Below are 14,526 nucleotides of genomic sequence, written 5' to 3'. Positions count from 1 at the left end.
AGGAGCCCGTCGCGAGAGCGTCCGTAGCGTCTGAGGAGTCAAGAGAAACGACTTCGAGGAGATGACATGCGAGGGCTTCAGCTCAGCGGCGTGAGCCGTGCATTCGGCGGCCACCGGGTCCTGCACGACGTGGACCTGTCCGTGGGCCGCGGCGAGATCGTCGGCTTCATCGGCGGCAACGGCGCCGGCAAGACCACGACGATGCGGCTGATCCTGGGCCTGCTCACCCCCGACACGGGGACCATCACCTGGGACGGCGCGCCGATCACCGCCGAGGACCGCCGCTCGATCGGCTACATGCCGGAGGAGCGCGGCCTCTACCCGCAGATGCGGGTCCGCGAGCAGGTGATCCACTTCGCTCTGCTCGAGGGGCACGACGCCCGGGGAGCCCGTGAGACCGCCGAGGAGGTGATCGACGCGCTGGGCCTGGCCGAGCGGGCCGACACCCTGGTGCAGGACCTCTCGCTCGGCAACCAGCAGCGCGTGCAGCTGGCCGTGTCCCTGGTGGGCGATCCGTCGCTCCTGGTTCTGGACGAGCCCTTCTCGGGGCTCGACCCGGTCGCCGTGGAGACGATGGCCGGCCTGATCCGGCAGCAGTCCGCCCGCGGCGTCGGCGTGCTCTTCTCCTCCCACCAGCTCGACCTGGTCGAGCGCCTCTGCGACACCGTCTGCGTGCTCGACTCCGGCCGCGTGACCGCGAGCGGAGCGGTGGCCGAGCTGCAGGACGACGGCCGCAGCCGCTGGCAGCTGCAGTTCTCCCGCCCCCTGGACGACCTGCTCGTCGCCGAGCTCGGCGTCACACCGGGACTGTCGGCCGAGCCGGTCCCCGGTGAGCCGGAGTCGCTGCTCGTCTCGATCGAGGGCAGCGGCCGGGACGTCCCCGAGCAGGTGCTCGCGACCCTCACCCGCCACGGCGGCCTCCGGAGCATCCGCACCGCGCAGCGCTCGCTGACCGAGCTGCTGTCCGAGCGGCTCACCGCCGCCACCACCCCTGCGGCCGAGCGCCGCCTCGAGATCCAAGGAGCAGGACGATGACCACCACGCACCCCCGCGCCGCCCACGCCCGGACCGCCGAGAGCTCCGCTCCTCCGACGCCGGCCCGGGGAGCCGCGACGATCGTCCGCCGCGAGATCCTGACCCGCACCGGGAACCGCACGATCCTCACCGCGACCCTCGCGCTGGCCGCGATCGCCGGCCTCGGCGCCGGGATCGGCGGCTGGTTCCTGGTCGACGCGACGAGGGAGGCGGGGACCGTGGTCCTCGACACCCGGATCCTGTTCGCGACCGCGATGATCAGCGCCCTGCTCGCCGCGATGGTCTACTCCTCGTCGAGTCTGGCCTCGGGGGTGGTCGAGGAGAAGTCGTCCCGGATCGTCGAGATCCTGCTGACGAAGATCGGCGTCGCCCCGCTGCTCGCCGGGAAGATGATCGGCGTCGGCCTGGTGACCCTGGCCCAGCTGCTCGTGATCGGCGGCGCCGTCGTCGGCGGGTTCAGCGTGGTCGGCGGGTGGTCGGTCCTCGAGATCGAGCTCGGCCCGAGCCTGGTCTGGTTCCTCGTCTGGTTCCTGCAGGGCTACGTGCTCTTCGCGCTCCTCAGCACCCTGCTCGCCTCGACCGTGTCGAGGCAGGAGGACCTGGGCACCGCCGCCATGCCGCTCTCCGTCGTGCAGATGGCGCTGCTGATCATCGCGCTCTACGTGGTGCCGGCGAACCTCGACGAGGCCTGGGTGCACGCGCTCTCCTTCGTCCCCCTCTTCTCCTCCTACCTGATGCCGATGCGCTTCGGCCTCGACTCGGTCGGCACCCCCGAGATGGTGATCGCCGCCGTCGTCGCCGCGATCACGGTGCCGCTGCTGTTCCGCCTGGTCGTCCGCATCTACCGCAACAACGCGCTCCGCACCGGCTCCCGCGTCTCGCTCCGCGCCTCCCTCAAGGCCGCCGACGCCTCCTAGGCCCGGCTCCCGATATCCACCACCACCACCCCTCGGAAGGACACCACCATGACCACCTCGCGCACCGCCTCGACCCGCCCCTCGCCCCTCAAGAAGCTGCTCGTCAACACCGCCCTCCTCGTCGGGGGAGCGGGCGGCGCCTACCTCGTCGTCACCTACCTCTTCTGATCCGCTCGACCGACCGAAGGACACGATCGTGACTCTCCTCGCGACTCCCGGGCTCCGCCCCGCGACCCCTGGGCACCGCCCCGCGGATCCGGCGGCCCTCCGGGCGGCGGCCTCGACCGAGCGGCTGCTCGGCGGCGGACGCCACCGCGTCGCCGCGATCGACCGCCCCGCCTTCGCCGGCCGGAACGCGTCGTGGACGATGACCCTCGACGACGGCGCCCGCGTCTTCGTCAAGCACGTCTCGCCCCGGACGGCGGGCCCCGCGGCCTTCCGCCGCTCCAGGGACTTCGCCGGCTTCGCCGCCCGGAGCCCCGAGCACGCCCCGGCCGGACCCCGCCTGCTGGCGGCCGACGAGGACGACTCCCTGCTGGTGTTCGAGCACTGCCCCGGCACCAGCCTGGCCCTCCTGCTCGTGGAGGAGCGCGTCCCCGCGGACTTCCCCGAACAGGCCGGCCGGCTCCTGGCCCGGCTGCACGCCGGCCCGGTGGCGGGCCTCACCGCGACCTCGCACCCCAGCCCTCCCGTCGAGATGCTGCGCGTCGGCATCCCGCACACCCGCTACGTCGACCTCACCCTCGCCGAGCTCGCCTTCTGGGGCGACCTGCAGCACGACGAGCAGCTCGTCTCGGCCACGGAGGATCTCCGCGAGTGGGAGAGCGGCAACCGCACGGCCCCGATCCACGGCGACCTCCGCCTCGACCAGTTCCACCTCCGCGACGGGCGCCTCCAGCTGCTCGACTGGGAGGAGTTCGGGATCGGGGATCCGGCCCGCGACCTCGGCACGCTGGCGGGGGAGTGGATCCACCGCGCGGTGCTCGACACCGTGACCACCCGGGAGGGCGCCTCCGCTCCTCCCCTCGCCTTCGACACCGCGGCCGCGGACGCCCGCATCGCGGAGCGGATGGCGGCACTGGTCCCGAGGATCCGGCGGATGTGGCTCGCCTACGCCGCCGAGACCGCCGGCGCGGACGACGCCCTCGCCGTCCGCGCCACCGCCCACCTGGGCTGGCACCTCGTCGACCGCACCCTCGCCCGGGCCTCGATGGTCTCCCGCCTCCCCGGGATCGAGCGGGCCGCCGCCGGCATCGGCCGCCGCGTCCTGCTCGCCCCCTCCGCCTACTCCACCGCCCTCGGATTCGACAGGAGCCCGCGATGACCGCCCTCACCACCCGCTCCGTCCTCGGCGAGGCCGTGATCAGCGTCGACGCCGCCCGGCTGCGGGCCGAGGTCGACGGGACCGTGATCGAGGCCACCGGGCCGATCGAGCTGCGGGCCCGACTCGCCGCCACCGTCTACACCCACCTGCACCTCCGGAACCCGCTGCTCGGCGAGACCGCCGGAGGCGACGGCCAGGACCTCGCCCCCCGGCTGATCGACGCGATCCCGCACCGCACGGTCCTGCAGCCCGCTCCCTCCGGGGTGCTCGGCTCCGCCACTGTGCAGGGGGAGGAGCGCCGGGTCGTCGAGCTGGGCCGCGTCCGGGTCCTCGTGCCCGAGGTCGATCTCGTCCGCTCCGCCGACGGGGCCGTCGCCGGCGTCCGGCTGCCGAGCTGGCGCACCCGCACCACTCCCGGCTACCTCCTCGCCCTCGGCCCGATGGGACTCGATCCCGCCGACCGGGTCGTGCGCCTCTCGCTCGTCGCCGACTCGGCGGAGGACGCGCTCGCCCTGTGGGGCCCGCTCCTGGAGGCGCTCGCCGCCTCCGGAGCCCGCCACCAGGCCAAGGCGCTCTCGGACCCGCGGGCCTTCCCCCGCTCCGACGCCCTCGTCGTCTACCTGCCCGCCGACTCCGCCGACGACGTCGCCCGGAGGATCACTCCGCTGCTCGATGCCCGGCCCTCGCCCCGCACCGCCGTCTCGGCCTTCGCCGAGAGGCTCGCCGACGGCCTCGCCTACGCCGAGGACCCGGCCGACGAGCGCTCCTCCTACCGCGGACTGAGCTTCGGCCAGCACCGCTCCCGCGTCCTCGCCGAAGCGCTCCTGCGCTCCTCGGCCGAGACGATCCCCGCCGCCGACGCCTGGGCCGACGCCGCCCGCGCCGCGCGCATCGACCCGGACCGCCCGGGACTCACCGCCCGCTAGGGCCCCACGAACCTCCCCTCGATCCCGAGGGGACCACCACCTCAGCCCGAGGTACTCCACGAAAGGGACACATCATGACCACCATCTCCACCGACGCCCAGTCCGCCGACCTCACCGCCCTCGCGGGAGCGCATGACACCTTCGCCACCGTCGACGAGCTCGGCTCGGACGCCGCGACCGAGGCGCCCGCCACCACGCCCCTGTGCGTCGGCATCATCGTCGGCGCCACCCTCGGCGCGGGCTGCTGACCCGGCCCTCCTCCCGCCCGGGTGCTCCCGCAGCACCCGCTCCCCGGCCCTCCGGCCGGACCACCCGCACCACTCCCCGCACGACCCGGCGGATCCGCCGCCACCACTCATCCAAGGAGAACACCATGTCGACCATCACCGCCCAGACCGTCCAGCCCGCCGACCTCGCCGAGCTCGCCACCGCCCACGACACCTTCACCGCCGCCGACGAGATCGGCACCGACGCCGCCTCCGAGGCGCCCGCCACCACCCCGTTCTGCGCCGGCGTCATCATCGGCGTCACCCTCACCGCAGGGTGCTGACGGGCACGGGGCGACCGGTCCTCGACCGCGTCGCCCCGGCCCCTCCCGGGCGCGTGCCGTCCGCTCGCGCCGTCCGCCCATCCCCGTCCGCCCTTTCCGCGGGCACGGTCCGCCCGTCCGCCGCCGTCCTCACCGCCGGCCGTGACCCGATCCGCCCTCCCGCCCGCCGCCCTCTGAGGAGACCGCCATGACCACCCCGCCCGGTGCGCAGAGCGCCGCACTCTCCGACCTCTCGCTCGGCCGCTTCGGCTACTCCCGGGTGGCCCTCGTCCTGACCGGCTCCGCCATGACCCAGGTCATGCCCTACTGGATCCAGTGGGCGCGCGCCGCCGCTCCGGCGACCGAGTTCCGCGTGCTCGTCCGCGACTCGGCCTACCGCTTCACCACCCGGCACAACCTGGAGTCGCGACTGCGCGGCCGGATCCAGGACGACCGCTGGGACGACGAGATCGTCGTCGCCCACGTCGACCTCGCCGAGTGGGCCGACCTCATCCTGATCTACCCGGCCACCCTCGACTACGCCTCGCGCCTCGCGCACGGCATCACCGACTCCCCATCGCTGCTCGCGGCCCTCACGACGGAGGCGCCGGTGTGCATCGCTCCGTCGCTCCCGCCGCGGGCGCTCGGCAACCCGGTCGTCGAGTCCACCCTCGCTCTGCTGCGCGAGCCGGCCAACTTCACCGTCATCGACCCCGTGCCCGGGCCGAGCGAGTCCAGCGACACGGCGCTCGCCTGGGTGCCGCCCGCGTTCCCCGCGGTGCTGCGCCACCTGGAGTCGCTGCGCACGGCACCGGCTGCCGCGGAGGAGGCGAGGTCGGCGTGAGCACCACTGCCCCTCCGCGGGCCCTCGTCACCGGGCTGCTCGTCACCGAGCTCTCGGCCGGACCCGACGGGACCACCGTCTGGACCCGCCGCCTCGGAGAGCAGGCGCCGCTGCCGTTCTCGCCGGTGCCCGTCCGCCTCGCAGCGCCCGATCCCCGGATCGTGCCGGGAGGCGCCGACCCGTCGATCCGCCGCTACCGCACCACCGCCCGCGCCCTGCTGCCCGCGCTCCTCCACGAGCTGTCGGAGGAGGCGCTCGTCTCCGTCGGCCGCGAGTGGAAGGGCGCGCTGGACGCGCTCCACGGCGCCCGGCCCGCCGGGGAGCCGCTCCCTCCGCGTCCGCTGCAGCGCGCCCGCGGCTGGCTCGCCGGTGGCTGGGCGCCCGCCGCCGAGGAGCTCGGCGCCGGCGGTCTCCTCGAGCTCGCCGACTGGGCGGAGGCGGTCGTCGCCTCGCCGGCCGCGGTCGTGGTCCACGGCCACCCCGGCCTCGCCCACCTCGTCGTCGACGGGACCCGCGTCGCTCTGCTCACGGGCGAGGACGTCGGGCTCGCCGACCCGGTCTGGGACGCCGCCTGGGTGCTCGGGGAGCTCGCAGAGCTGCACGCCTTCCACCCCGCGCTCCGCCCGGCCCTCGACGCGCTCCGCCGCGGACTCTCGCTCGAGGAGGACCACGACGCCGAGCTGCTGCGCGTCGGCACCGCGTTCCGGCTGGCCCAGCACGCCGTCGACTGGCACCGCTCCGGGGGCGCCAGCAGCGATCAGGCGCGGCTGCTGCTGCGCCTGTCCGCCGCACAGCTGGGGGAGCGGGCGGAATGAGCGCCCGCGACGTCCCGACCCTGTCCGCCGCCCTGCCCTCCGGCGCCCGCGCGCTCGTCGTGCACCGGCCGGAGGTCCGCAACGACTCGGTCGCCCTCGCCGTGCCCGCCGGCATGCGCCACGAGCGCGACGGCGAGGAGGGGATGCTGCACCTGATCGAGCACCTCGTCTACCAGGACAGTGAGGGGGTCGCCGGTCTCGTCCGGCAGACCCGCGTCGCCGAGAGCGGCGGCGTCCTCGGCGGTCACACGCACCTCGACTACTCCGAGTTCTTCGAGACGGGTTCTCCCGGGTCGGCCGCCGTGATCGCGGAGCGGCTCGTCGAGCAGGTCTTCCGCCCCGCCTTCCGGCCGGAGCAGATCGCGGAGCAGATCCGCGCGGTCGCCTCTGAGCGGGCCGCGCGCCTCGCCCCCGCTCCGGGCGGCGTGCTGCCGTGGCCGCACCTGACCGCCCGCTACTGGGCCGACGCCCCGAACGCGCACGACGGCAGCGGCGACCTCGACCTCGAGGGCCGCGCGACCGAGCCCGTCCTGCGCGCGCTGCACAGGCGCCACTACCGCCCGGCCGGCTCCGTGCTGGTCGGCGTCACGGCCGACGACCCCGCCCGGCTCCTGGACCGCCTGGTCGCGGCCCTCGCGGAGACGCCCGATCGCGCGGCAGGACCGGTCGCCGTCCCACCTGGGACGGCCCGCCCCGAGTACCGCGCCGAGCCCGCCGCCCGCCGGCTCGCCGCGACCGCCGCCGCGCCGTCGACCCGCGTCTCCGACGAGCTGCTCGGCGACCTGATCGCCGCCGAGGCGCTCGCTGCGCAGGCCGGACTCGACGCGAGCGCCGGACTCTTCGGCCCGGGCGACACCGTCGCCGACGACCTCTTCGTGCTGGTCGACGACACCGCCGTGCCCGTCGATCCGTGGCACCGCCTCCGCGCCCTCGCGGTGAGCGACGACTCCGCCCTCGAGCACGCCCGGCACCGCGCGGTGCTGCGTGCGGAGCGGCTGGTGCACGACGACGAGCGTCTGGCCCGCACCGTCGCCCGGGATGCCCTGCTGCGCGGTGCGCCCGGCTTCGCGGGCGAGCTCGTCGACTCCCTCGCCGCGCGGCCGCCGCGCCCGCTGCTCGCGGACGCCGCGGCCCGCCTCGCCGAGCAGCCCTTCGCCGCACTGGGCGTTCCCGCCGCCTCCACCCGTCCCGGAAGGAGGAGCCCATGACCGCCGCACCCCCGCTCGCCGTCGTCGACGAGCGCTCCCGCTTCGCCGTCGTCGCCCTCGGCTGGCGCGACCCGGCCGGAGACGACGGGCCCGACCGCGCTGCCCGCCTCCGCTCGGCCGTTCCCCCGGGAGCGGTCTCGCTCGCGTGGACGGCGACGGCCGGGGCGCAGAGCCTCACCGCGGTGCTCCCTCCGGAGGGCGCCGCGGCCTGGACCGCCCTGACGCTCGAGCGCGCCCAGGGAGCCGGGGATCCGGTGCTCGCCGTGGTCGGGCCCGAACGCGCCGTCTGCGAGACGTCCCGGCCCGTCTCCGTGCCCGCCGCGGCTCCGCTGCCGAGCGCTCTGCACCAGTCCCGCGAGCAGGGCTACGAGAGCACGATCGTCACCGGCGCGGACCCGTCCGGCGAGGTCGGCCACGCCGCGACATTCCTGGCGCTGTGCCGCCTCACCGCGGGGGCCGAACCGCTCGTCCCCGCCGCACTGCGCTCCGCCGGCGGCGATGCGGTCGCCCAGGTCGCGCGGGGCCTGCGCTCGAGCCGCCCCTCCCTCACCTGGCAGGTCGTCTCCCCGGCCGGCCAGGGCATCCCGACCCTCGAGACCGTGCTGCGCACCGTCCTCGACGGCCGCGCCGCGCACGGGGAGGGAGCACGCGCCGCGCACGCGTTCGCGCGGGCGAACCTCCTCCGCGCCTGGCGGTCGCCCGAGACGCTCGCGCGCACCCTGGTGGAGTACGAGGTGATGGGCTGGGGCGGCGCCCTGGTGCTCGATCCGGAGTCGGCGCTCGCCGCGGTCGACGAGAGTGCGCTCGAGCGGGCGGTCGCGGGGCTCGTGCGGCCCGTCGCCGACGTGGTCGGCTGGGGCTGAATCCGGCGGGCTCGATCAGCTCCGGCCGGGACGCGTCCCCAGGTCGACGAGCCCGTGCTCGATCGCCGAGACCAGGATCTGCACCCGGTCGCGCACGCCCAGCTTCTCCATCACCTTCACGAACCGCGCCTTCACGGTCGACTCGGTGACGAACAGCTCCTGCGCCATCTCGCGGTTGCTCATCCCGCGGGCGAGCAGGCGGATCACCTCGAGCTCCTTCTCGGTGAGCGCCTCGAGCAGATCGGGGTCCGGCACCGTCTCCGCCGGCACCGACTCCTCGAGCCCCTTCACCACGTGGCGCGTGACCTCGGCGGAGAGCACGGACTCGCCCGCGAGCACCGCGTGCACCGCCGCGATGATCTCCCGCGGCTTCGTGTCCTTGACCAGGTAGCCGGAGGCGCCCGCGCGGAGCAGGTCGACGACGTAGCGGTCCGTGGTGAACGTGCTGAGCCCGAGGATCGCGATGCCCGGGTGCTCGGCGTGGATCCGCTCGGTCGCAGCGACGCCGTTCATGACCGGCATCTGCATGTCCATCAGGATCAGGTCGGGCTGGAGCGTCGCCGCCTGCTGCACCGCGATCCTCCCGTCGGAGGCCTCGCCCACCACCTCGATCGCCGGGTCCTGCGAGAGGTAGTCGCGGAGGATCTCGCGGGTCATCGATTCGTCGTCCACCAGCAGCACGCGGGTCATCGCTCTCGTCCTTCGTCGGTCGCCCCCGCGACGAGCGCACCGGACGCCCGGCCCTCGAGGGGGATGGTCATGGTCGTAGTCCAGCGGCCGCCGCGGGCTCCCGCATCCAGCCGCCCGCCGAAGACGGCGCAGCGGGCCGACATCGCCTCGATCCCGAGGTGCGAGGAGACGATCGGAGCCGCGGAGGCGATCGCGTTGGAGGAGCTCAGCTGCACCTCGCCCCCCGACACCTCGAGCCGGAGCTGCACCTCACCGGCGGTGTCGCCGTGCTTGAGCACGTTCGTGCCCAGCTCCCGGACCGTGCGCCGCAGCACCTGGCGGAGGCTCGCGGGCACCTGCGCCACGGAGCCCGCCACGTCGAGGCGGACTCGGAAGCCCGCGCGCTCGATCGCGTCGGCGACGTTCCGCACGTCGTGGACGAAGCCGACGGCGGTGGTCGTGGCGCCCGAGACCTCCGGGGTCCCGAGCAGGTCGGAGTCGCCGCGGGCGGGAGCGCCTGCCTCGTCCTCGTCCTCGTCCTGGAGGAGCGTCACGAGGCTCCGCAGATCCTGCAGCGCCTGCTGCGCCGCGTCGCCGATGCTCTCGAGGATGCGCTCGGTCTTGGCCGGGTCCTCGACCGAGGTCGCGCGGCGGGCCTGCATGGCGATGATGGTCACCTCGTGCGCGACGATGTCGTGCAGCTCGTGCGCGAGCCGGGTCCGCTCCTCGTTGCGGATCCGCGCCTGCTCCTCCTGGATGCGGTCGGCCCGGCGCTCGCTCCGCTCGCTGCGGCCCCGGAAGGCGTTCAGGCCCAGCCCGGCGGTGCCGCCGAAGAGGACGAACGCGCCCAGGACGTAGACGGCCGTGCCCATGGCGCGGTCGACGAGCAGCACCGCGGGCAGGAGGACGAGGGTGCCGAGCACGAAGACGAGCCCCGCGCGCCAGGGGAGGAGGAAGGTGACGAAGCCGACCACCACGATGGTCGGGAAGATCAGCGCCGCGAGCAGCAGCGGCGGGGCGCCGAGCATCAGGACGACGGCGTAGACGAGGTAGAGCGAGACCGCCGCGGGGATCGCGCCGGCGAGCAGCGCCAGGAGCGGCAGGTAGGGGAGCGCCAGCTCGATCCAGCCGCGGACCGACGTGAGGTCGACGCTGCCGCCCATCAGGTCGATGACGACGAGGAGCGTGAAGGAGCCGAGGAGGAGGGACCGGGTGATCCAGCCGCCGGGCAGCGTCCGCACGTCGTTCGTCCACCGCGTCGTCCCCACCACGGGACCAGGGTACCGAAGCCTTCTCCGAGCCCCGTCGGCCTTCCGTACAAGGGCGGACTGGTCTTTCGTACAGGAGCGGTGCGACGGGGCGTCGCCATGCTGGTGGAGCGGTCGAGCCGATCGCACCCCTCGATCACAGGAGAACGACCATGGCCCCGATCCTCGCCGCCGCCGCACTCGCCCTCGGAGCCGTTCTCGCTCCCGCCGCTGCTCCTGCCGCCGCTCCCGTGCAGGCCGCCTCGTCCGCCGGCGTGCAGACGGTCGCCGCCTCCTACGAGCTGCCGAAGGTGCAGAAGCCGGGCGGCATGGAGTCGATCCAGGACCGCGGCGCCCTCTGCAACCTCTTCGGGATGTGCTGAGCGCAGCTCTCGGACCGGGTCAGCCCTTCAGCGGGTCGTTGCCCCAGTTCATCAGGGAGTAGCGCCACTTCGTCTCGGTGACATCGCCCGAGGGACGCTGCTTCGCGTGCCGGTGCACGTAGCCGACGACCTTCGTCATGTGGGCGTAGTCGTCGTCGCTCAGGTCGGCCTGCTTCGTGCCGAGCAGGTCGACGATGCGGCGCCCGCTCTCGTGGCCGACGGACTCGCCGCCGCCCTCCGGCTTCTGGCCGACCTCCTTCGACTCGTCGGTGCCGAGCCACTCCTCGAGCTCCTTCGCGGTCATGTTCACGGCGTCGTGGAACTCGTCGCGGGTCGTCCGCTTCTCGTCGTCGGTGGGCATCGCGGGGCTCCTCGGGTCGGTCGGTCCGGGTCGGTCGGTGACCTCCAGCGGAGCGTGTCGGAGGGGGAGAGGTCAAGCCCCGTGCGCGGTTCCAGGGCGCGCGTAGCGTCGGAGGAGTCCGCACCAGCCGACCACCGCCGACGTCCGCCGCCGGCAGAGAAGAGGCCCACATGCCCTCCCGCAACACCCTCGTCCGCAGTCTCCACGACCTCGGAGCCGCCGCCTGGTTCGGCGGCTCGCTCATGGGCGCCGTCGGCCTGAACGGCGCCGCGTCCACCTCGTCCGACCCGGCGGAGCGCCTCCGCCTCTCCTCGAACGGCTGGGCCCGCTGGACCCCTGTGCAGCTCGCCGCGATCGCCGCCCACGGCGTCGGCGGCATCGGACTCGTCCTCGCCAACAAGACCCGCCTGGCCAACCAGCAGGAGAGCCGCACGAACACCGTCGTCAAGACCGTCGTGACCGGGCTCGCCGGTGCCGCCTCGGTGATCGCCGCGGTCGCCGGAGCGACGCAGGCCAAGCACGCCGACGAGGGCGCCCCCGGCGTGACCGAGGCGTCGGAGCACAACTCACAGGAGCTGACCACGGCCCTCCGCGTGCAGAAGGTCACCCAGTGGGCCATCCCCGTGCTGACCGCCGTCATCATCGTCCTCGGCGCCCAGCAGGGCGAGCAGCAGCGCCCCGTGAAGGGCCTCTTCGAGACCACGGCGCGGATGTTCCGCAAGTAGTCCCCGCGCTCGCGCGCAGACCGTCGGCCGAGAGTGCCCGCCGTCCCCCGAGGGTGGAGGCGGCTGCTCTCGACCGACGTTCTGCGTGCGGGGTCCGGCTAGCGGCAGTGTCCGCGGCTGCTGCGGGGTCGCCGTGGGGATCGCCGAGGCGGACGCGCCTGTGCTGATCTGCTCGGCGACCACCCCGCCGTGAAGGGTGATGCGGCAGCTGATCCCGCCCTGGTCATCGGAGTATCAAGGCGCCGATCCCGCCGATCAGGGAAGCGGGGGCGGGGCCGACGCCGGTCCTCCTCGGACGGGGGCGGCGCAGTCGTCGAACGTTTGAGGGCCCGACCGAGGCCGAGGAGTGGCGTGGGATCGCCCGGACGCAGGATGGCGGTCCGATTGACCCCGCTATCTCTACATAGGTAGCGTCATCCGTGTGCAGCCACTCCCTCGCCTCACGTCCGCCACCACGGACGTCCTCCGGACCCTCCTCGACGCCGACGGCCCGACCTGGGGCATGGTCGTGATCAAGGCCACCGGGCGACCGGCGGGCAGCGTCTATCCGATCCTGGAGCGGCTCGAGGGAGCGGGCTGGGTGGTCTCGGAGTGGGAGGCCGCGAGCGAGCGGAGCGGCCCGCGTCGCCGGCTCTACGAGCTGACCGCGGAGGGCGCCCCGGCAGCCCGGGCCGCCGTCGAGCGGATGCGGTCGACCGCGCGGACGGCGCCGCGAGCGGCGGAGGCGACCGCATGAGCGCGCTTCTGCGGCTCCTGTCGCTGCTGCTGCCCCCGCTCGCCCGCGAGCGCTACCTCGAGGAGTGGCGGGCCGACCTGGCCGGGGCCGCCGAGCTGGGACTGCCCCGGCGCGGCGTCGTCCTCGGAGCGCTCGCCCTGCTGGTGAGCGTCGACCGCGACCTGCCCGCGCACACCGGCGAAGCGCGGGGCACGCTCCCGCGCCGCCTCGCCCGCCGCGGACTCGCGCTCTTCGCCGCGGCCGCGCTGATGCTCAGCGGCATCGCGCTGACCGGCGGCGGGATCGTCCCCGAGCCGGGTGCCGCCTCCGACACAGCCCTGGCCGCCGTCGGCGCCGTGCAGACCGCGGTGCTCGTCGCCGCCGTCGCGGTCGCGGTCCTCGGCGCGGTCCACCTCCTCGGCGCTGCGGCGTCGGCCCGCACGGTGCTCGCGCGGATCTCCCTGGTCGCCGCCGTCGTCGGCCCGGTGCTCACCGCGGCCGGCCTCCTCCTCCCCGGACCCCTCGCCCTCGTCGGCCTGCCCGTCTCCCTCGCCGGACTCGTCTGCGGGGCGATCGTCCTCGGCGGCTCGAGGACCATCGCCCTCGCACCGCGGACGGCGACCCGCGCTCAGCGCCTCCCCGTCGCCCTCGCGGGCCTCGCGCTCGTGGCGGGCGTCACGGTGGTGGGTGCCGTGGATCTGCTGGTCTGGAATCCGCAGGCGAAGGTCCCCGGCGTAGCCCTGGCGGAGATCTACGCGACCATGTCCGAGCGCGACGGCTTCGAGTTCGGCTCCCACGCGATCTGGGTCACCGGGTGGGCCGCGTTCTGGACGGCCGCCGCGATCGTCGTGACGGTCGGCGCCCTCGTCGGCCGGAGGTCGCCGCTCACTCCGCGGCGGATCGCGGTGCTCATGCTCGCCCTGGTCGCCGGCGCCGTCGTCTTCCGCTTCTTCGCCGGGTTCGGCTTCGGGATGTCGGTCGCCGACACCTTCGTCACCTCCGGCGGCGACGGCTCCCTGGTCTCGGCGATCCTGCCGCCGCTCGGACAGCTCGCGCTCGCCGGCGCCGCGATCGCGGTGGGCTGGGCGCCCCGGGTCGCCCGGCCGGCGGCGGCCTCCGCGGCCTGACAGTGCTCGTGCCGGCGGAGACTTTCGCCCTGGCGGCTCGGGATCCGCGAGAACGGGACTGCCTGCCGACGTACTTCCCTTCGTGGTGAACACGAACGGCCCGTTCCGGCGCGGCCGAGCGCCCTCCGACCTACTCCAACCGGCGCAGGAAGCGGGCCGGCTGGTCGAGGAAGCCGCGCCAGGTCCGCACCAGGTCGAGGTCGTCGTAGCGGCAGGGGCGCAGGCCCGTCTCGTCGAGCTCGTAGAGGTCGGCTCCGGGGAGGGCCGCGAGGATCGGCGAGTGCGTGGACAGGACGACCTGCGAGCCGCCGGCGACCAGATCGCGCAGCTGCCCGATCAGGGCGAGGCAGCCCGACACCGAGAGGGCCGACTCCGGCTCGTCGAGGAGCCACAGCCCGCTGATCCGGGAGCGGTTCGCCACGATGTCGAGGAACGACTCTCCGTGGCTCCGCTCGTGGTACCCGCCGTCGATCCCCACCTCCTCCAGGTAGCTGAAGAAGCCGTGCATCGTCTCGGCGCGGAGGAAGAAGCCGCGCTTGGACGCCCCGGCCCCGCGGACCAGCTGGAGGTGCTCGGCCAGGTCCGACTCCGAGGCGCGGGAGGAGTGCATCGCACCCGTGGATCCGCCCTCCGCGTTCAGCCCGTAGGCGAGGGCGACCGCCTCGAGCAGCGTCGACTTGCCCGAGCCGTTCTCGCCGGTGATCACCGTCACCTGGCCGAGATCCCAGCCCTCGGCCAGCACCTGCCGCACGGGCGCGAGCGTCGCGGGCCACCGCGCGAGGTCGGCGGGGTGCTCGGGTCGGGCCTGCACGCGGCGCACCGGGAGGGTCGAGAACAC

18 protein-coding genes are annotated in these 14,526 nt (G+C 74.6%); 14 read left to right on the top strand and 4 right to left on the bottom strand.

Translation table 11 applies throughout. The features are described from left to right. Positions 1–90 precede the first annotated feature (90 nt). The 10 genes from C5C29_RS03110 (at position 91) to C5C29_RS03075 (ending at position 8,461) form a co-directional block, all read left to right on the top strand. Entirely contained in the window at positions 91–1,035 is a 945-nt protein-coding gene (locus C5C29_RS03110) for an ABC transporter ATP-binding protein (protein WP_258063493.1), read from the top strand. After that, on the top strand, positions 1,032–1,952 hold the full coding sequence (locus C5C29_RS03105) for an ABC transporter permease (RefSeq protein ID WP_104225970.1): 921 nt from the start codon (positions 1,032–1,034) through the stop codon (positions 1,950–1,952). The genes C5C29_RS03110 and C5C29_RS03105 overlap by 4 nt, the downstream gene beginning before the upstream one ends. A gap of 196 nt (positions 1,953–2,148) precedes the next feature. Further along, positions 2,149–3,276 carry a class V lanthionine synthetase subunit LxmK gene (lxmK, locus tag C5C29_RS03100; RefSeq protein ID WP_258059357.1) on the top strand — a complete coding sequence of 376 codons (1,128 nt, stop codon included), beginning with the start codon at positions 2,149–2,151 and terminating at the stop codon, positions 3,274–3,276. Further along, entirely contained in the window at positions 3,273–4,202 is a 930-nt protein-coding gene (locus tag C5C29_RS17015; protein ID WP_181128722.1) for a T3SS effector HopA1 family protein, read from the top strand. Before lxmK ends, C5C29_RS17015 begins: the two co-directional genes overlap by 4 nt. Positions 4,203–4,276: 74 nt before the next feature. Further along, positions 4,277–4,450 (top strand): hypothetical protein, encoded by a 174-nt coding sequence (locus C5C29_RS17010; protein WP_181027122.1) that lies wholly within the window; start codon positions 4,277–4,279, stop codon positions 4,448–4,450. A 125-nt stretch (positions 4,451–4,575) separates the two neighbouring features. Then, on the top strand, positions 4,576–4,752 hold the full coding sequence (locus tag C5C29_RS17005; protein ID WP_181028725.1) for a hypothetical protein: 177 nt from the start codon (positions 4,576–4,578) through the stop codon (positions 4,750–4,752). A gap of 187 nt (positions 4,753–4,939) precedes the next feature. Beyond that, entirely contained in the window at positions 4,940–5,575 is a 636-nt protein-coding gene (locus C5C29_RS03090; protein ID WP_104225100.1) for a flavoprotein, read from the top strand. Continuing rightward, positions 5,572–6,390 (top strand): hypothetical protein, encoded by an 819-nt coding sequence (locus tag C5C29_RS03085; protein WP_104225099.1) that lies wholly within the window; start codon positions 5,572–5,574, stop codon positions 6,388–6,390. Before C5C29_RS03090 ends, C5C29_RS03085 begins: the two co-directional genes overlap by 4 nt. Beyond that, positions 6,387–7,598, top strand: coding sequence for a pitrilysin family protein (locus C5C29_RS03080; RefSeq protein WP_104225098.1), 1,212 nt, complete (start codon positions 6,387–6,389; stop codon positions 7,596–7,598). The genes C5C29_RS03085 and C5C29_RS03080 overlap by 4 nt, the downstream gene beginning before the upstream one ends. Continuing rightward, positions 7,595–8,461, top strand: a complete 867-nt coding sequence (locus C5C29_RS03075; protein ID WP_104307925.1) for a hypothetical protein — start codon at positions 7,595–7,597, stop codon at positions 8,459–8,461. The genes C5C29_RS03080 and C5C29_RS03075 overlap by 4 nt, the downstream gene beginning before the upstream one ends. 15 nt (positions 8,462–8,476) lie before the next feature. Here the strand turns inward: C5C29_RS03075 and C5C29_RS03070 are convergent, their stop codons facing one another. Both C5C29_RS03070 and C5C29_RS03065 read right to left on the bottom strand, forming a co-directional pair. After that, entirely contained in the window at positions 8,477–9,151 is a 675-nt protein-coding gene (locus C5C29_RS03070) for a response regulator transcription factor (protein WP_104225096.1), read from the bottom strand. Next, entirely contained in the window at positions 9,148–10,401 is a 1,254-nt protein-coding gene (locus C5C29_RS03065; protein WP_258069454.1) for a sensor histidine kinase, read from the bottom strand. The genes C5C29_RS03070 and C5C29_RS03065 overlap by 4 nt, the downstream gene beginning before the upstream one ends. 149 nt (positions 10,402–10,550) lie before the next feature. On the opposite strand from C5C29_RS03065, the gene C5C29_RS03060 reads away from it, so the two are divergent. Further along, positions 10,551–10,760: a hypothetical protein gene (locus C5C29_RS03060; RefSeq protein ID WP_104225965.1), complete on the top strand. Its 210-nt coding sequence runs from the start codon at positions 10,551–10,553 to the stop codon at positions 10,758–10,760. 19 nt (positions 10,761–10,779) lie between these two features. On the opposite strand, the gene C5C29_RS03055 is transcribed toward C5C29_RS03060, so the two are convergent. Continuing rightward, positions 10,780–11,121 carry a DUF3140 domain-containing protein gene (locus C5C29_RS03055; protein WP_104246984.1) on the bottom strand — a complete coding sequence of 114 codons (342 nt, stop codon included), beginning with the start codon at positions 11,119–11,121 and terminating at the stop codon, positions 10,780–10,782. A 170-nt stretch (positions 11,122–11,291) separates the two neighbouring features. On the opposite strand from C5C29_RS03055, the gene C5C29_RS03050 reads away from it, so the two are divergent. The 3 genes from C5C29_RS03050 (at position 11,292) to C5C29_RS03040 (ending at position 13,688) form a co-directional block, all read left to right on the top strand. Next, positions 11,292–11,846: a hypothetical protein gene (locus tag C5C29_RS03050; protein ID WP_104225963.1), complete on the top strand. Its 555-nt coding sequence runs from the start codon at positions 11,292–11,294 to the stop codon at positions 11,844–11,846. A 421-nt stretch (positions 11,847–12,267) separates the two neighbouring features. Continuing rightward, on the top strand, positions 12,268–12,582 hold the full coding sequence (locus tag C5C29_RS03045; RefSeq protein ID WP_104225092.1) for a PadR family transcriptional regulator: 315 nt from the start codon (positions 12,268–12,270) through the stop codon (positions 12,580–12,582). Next, on the top strand, positions 12,579–13,688 hold the full coding sequence (locus C5C29_RS03040) for a hypothetical protein (RefSeq protein ID WP_104225091.1): 1,110 nt from the start codon (positions 12,579–12,581) through the stop codon (positions 13,686–13,688). Before C5C29_RS03045 ends, C5C29_RS03040 begins: the two co-directional genes overlap by 4 nt. A gap of 130 nt (positions 13,689–13,818) precedes the next feature. On the opposite strand, the gene C5C29_RS03035 is transcribed toward C5C29_RS03040, so the two are convergent. Next, positions 13,819–14,526, bottom strand: coding sequence for an AAA family ATPase (locus tag C5C29_RS03035; protein WP_104268547.1), 708 nt, complete (start codon positions 14,524–14,526; stop codon positions 13,819–13,821).

This window comes from Rathayibacter sp. AY1H2 (genome assembly GCF_002931985.1).
Taxonomy (GTDB): domain Bacteria; phylum Actinomycetota; class Actinomycetes; order Actinomycetales; family Microbacteriaceae; genus Rathayibacter.
The sequence above is the reverse complement of the archived record's forward strand: the minus strand, read 5'-3'. Positions and strand labels throughout refer to the sequence as shown.

Excerpts from the sequence above, each read along its gene's own strand:
- C5C29_RS03105 (WP_104225970.1), top strand. The coding sequence starts at position 1,032 with ATGACCACCACGCACCCCCGCGCCGCCCACGCCCGGACCGCCGAGAGC.
- C5C29_RS17015 (WP_181128722.1), top strand. The coding sequence starts at position 3,273 with ATGACCGCCCTCACCACCCGCTCCGTCCTCGGCGAGGCCGTGATCAGC.
- C5C29_RS17010 (WP_181027122.1), top strand. The coding sequence starts at position 4,277 with ATGACCACCATCTCCACCGACGCCCAGTCCGCCGACCTCACCGCCCTC.
- C5C29_RS17005 (WP_181028725.1), top strand. The coding sequence starts at position 4,576 with ATGTCGACCATCACCGCCCAGACCGTCCAGCCCGCCGACCTCGCCGAG.
- C5C29_RS03090 (WP_104225100.1), top strand. The coding sequence starts at position 4,940 with ATGACCACCCCGCCCGGTGCGCAGAGCGCCGCACTCTCCGACCTCTCG.
- C5C29_RS03080 (WP_104225098.1), top strand. The coding sequence starts at position 6,387 with ATGAGCGCCCGCGACGTCCCGACCCTGTCCGCCGCCCTGCCCTCCGGC.
- C5C29_RS03075 (WP_104307925.1), top strand. The coding sequence starts at position 7,595 with ATGACCGCCGCACCCCCGCTCGCCGTCGTCGACGAGCGCTCCCGCTTC.
- C5C29_RS03070 (WP_104225096.1), bottom strand. The coding sequence starts at position 9,151 with ATGACCCGCGTGCTGCTGGTGGACGACGAATCGATGACCCGCGAGATC.
- C5C29_RS03060 (WP_104225965.1), top strand. The coding sequence starts at position 10,551 with ATGGCCCCGATCCTCGCCGCCGCCGCACTCGCCCTCGGAGCCGTTCTC.
- C5C29_RS03055 (WP_104246984.1), bottom strand. The coding sequence starts at position 11,121 with ATGCCCACCGACGACGAGAAGCGGACGACCCGCGACGAGTTCCACGAC.
- C5C29_RS03050 (WP_104225963.1), top strand. The coding sequence starts at position 11,292 with ATGCCCTCCCGCAACACCCTCGTCCGCAGTCTCCACGACCTCGGAGCC.
- C5C29_RS03040 (WP_104225091.1), top strand. The coding sequence starts at position 12,579 with ATGAGCGCGCTTCTGCGGCTCCTGTCGCTGCTGCTGCCCCCGCTCGCC.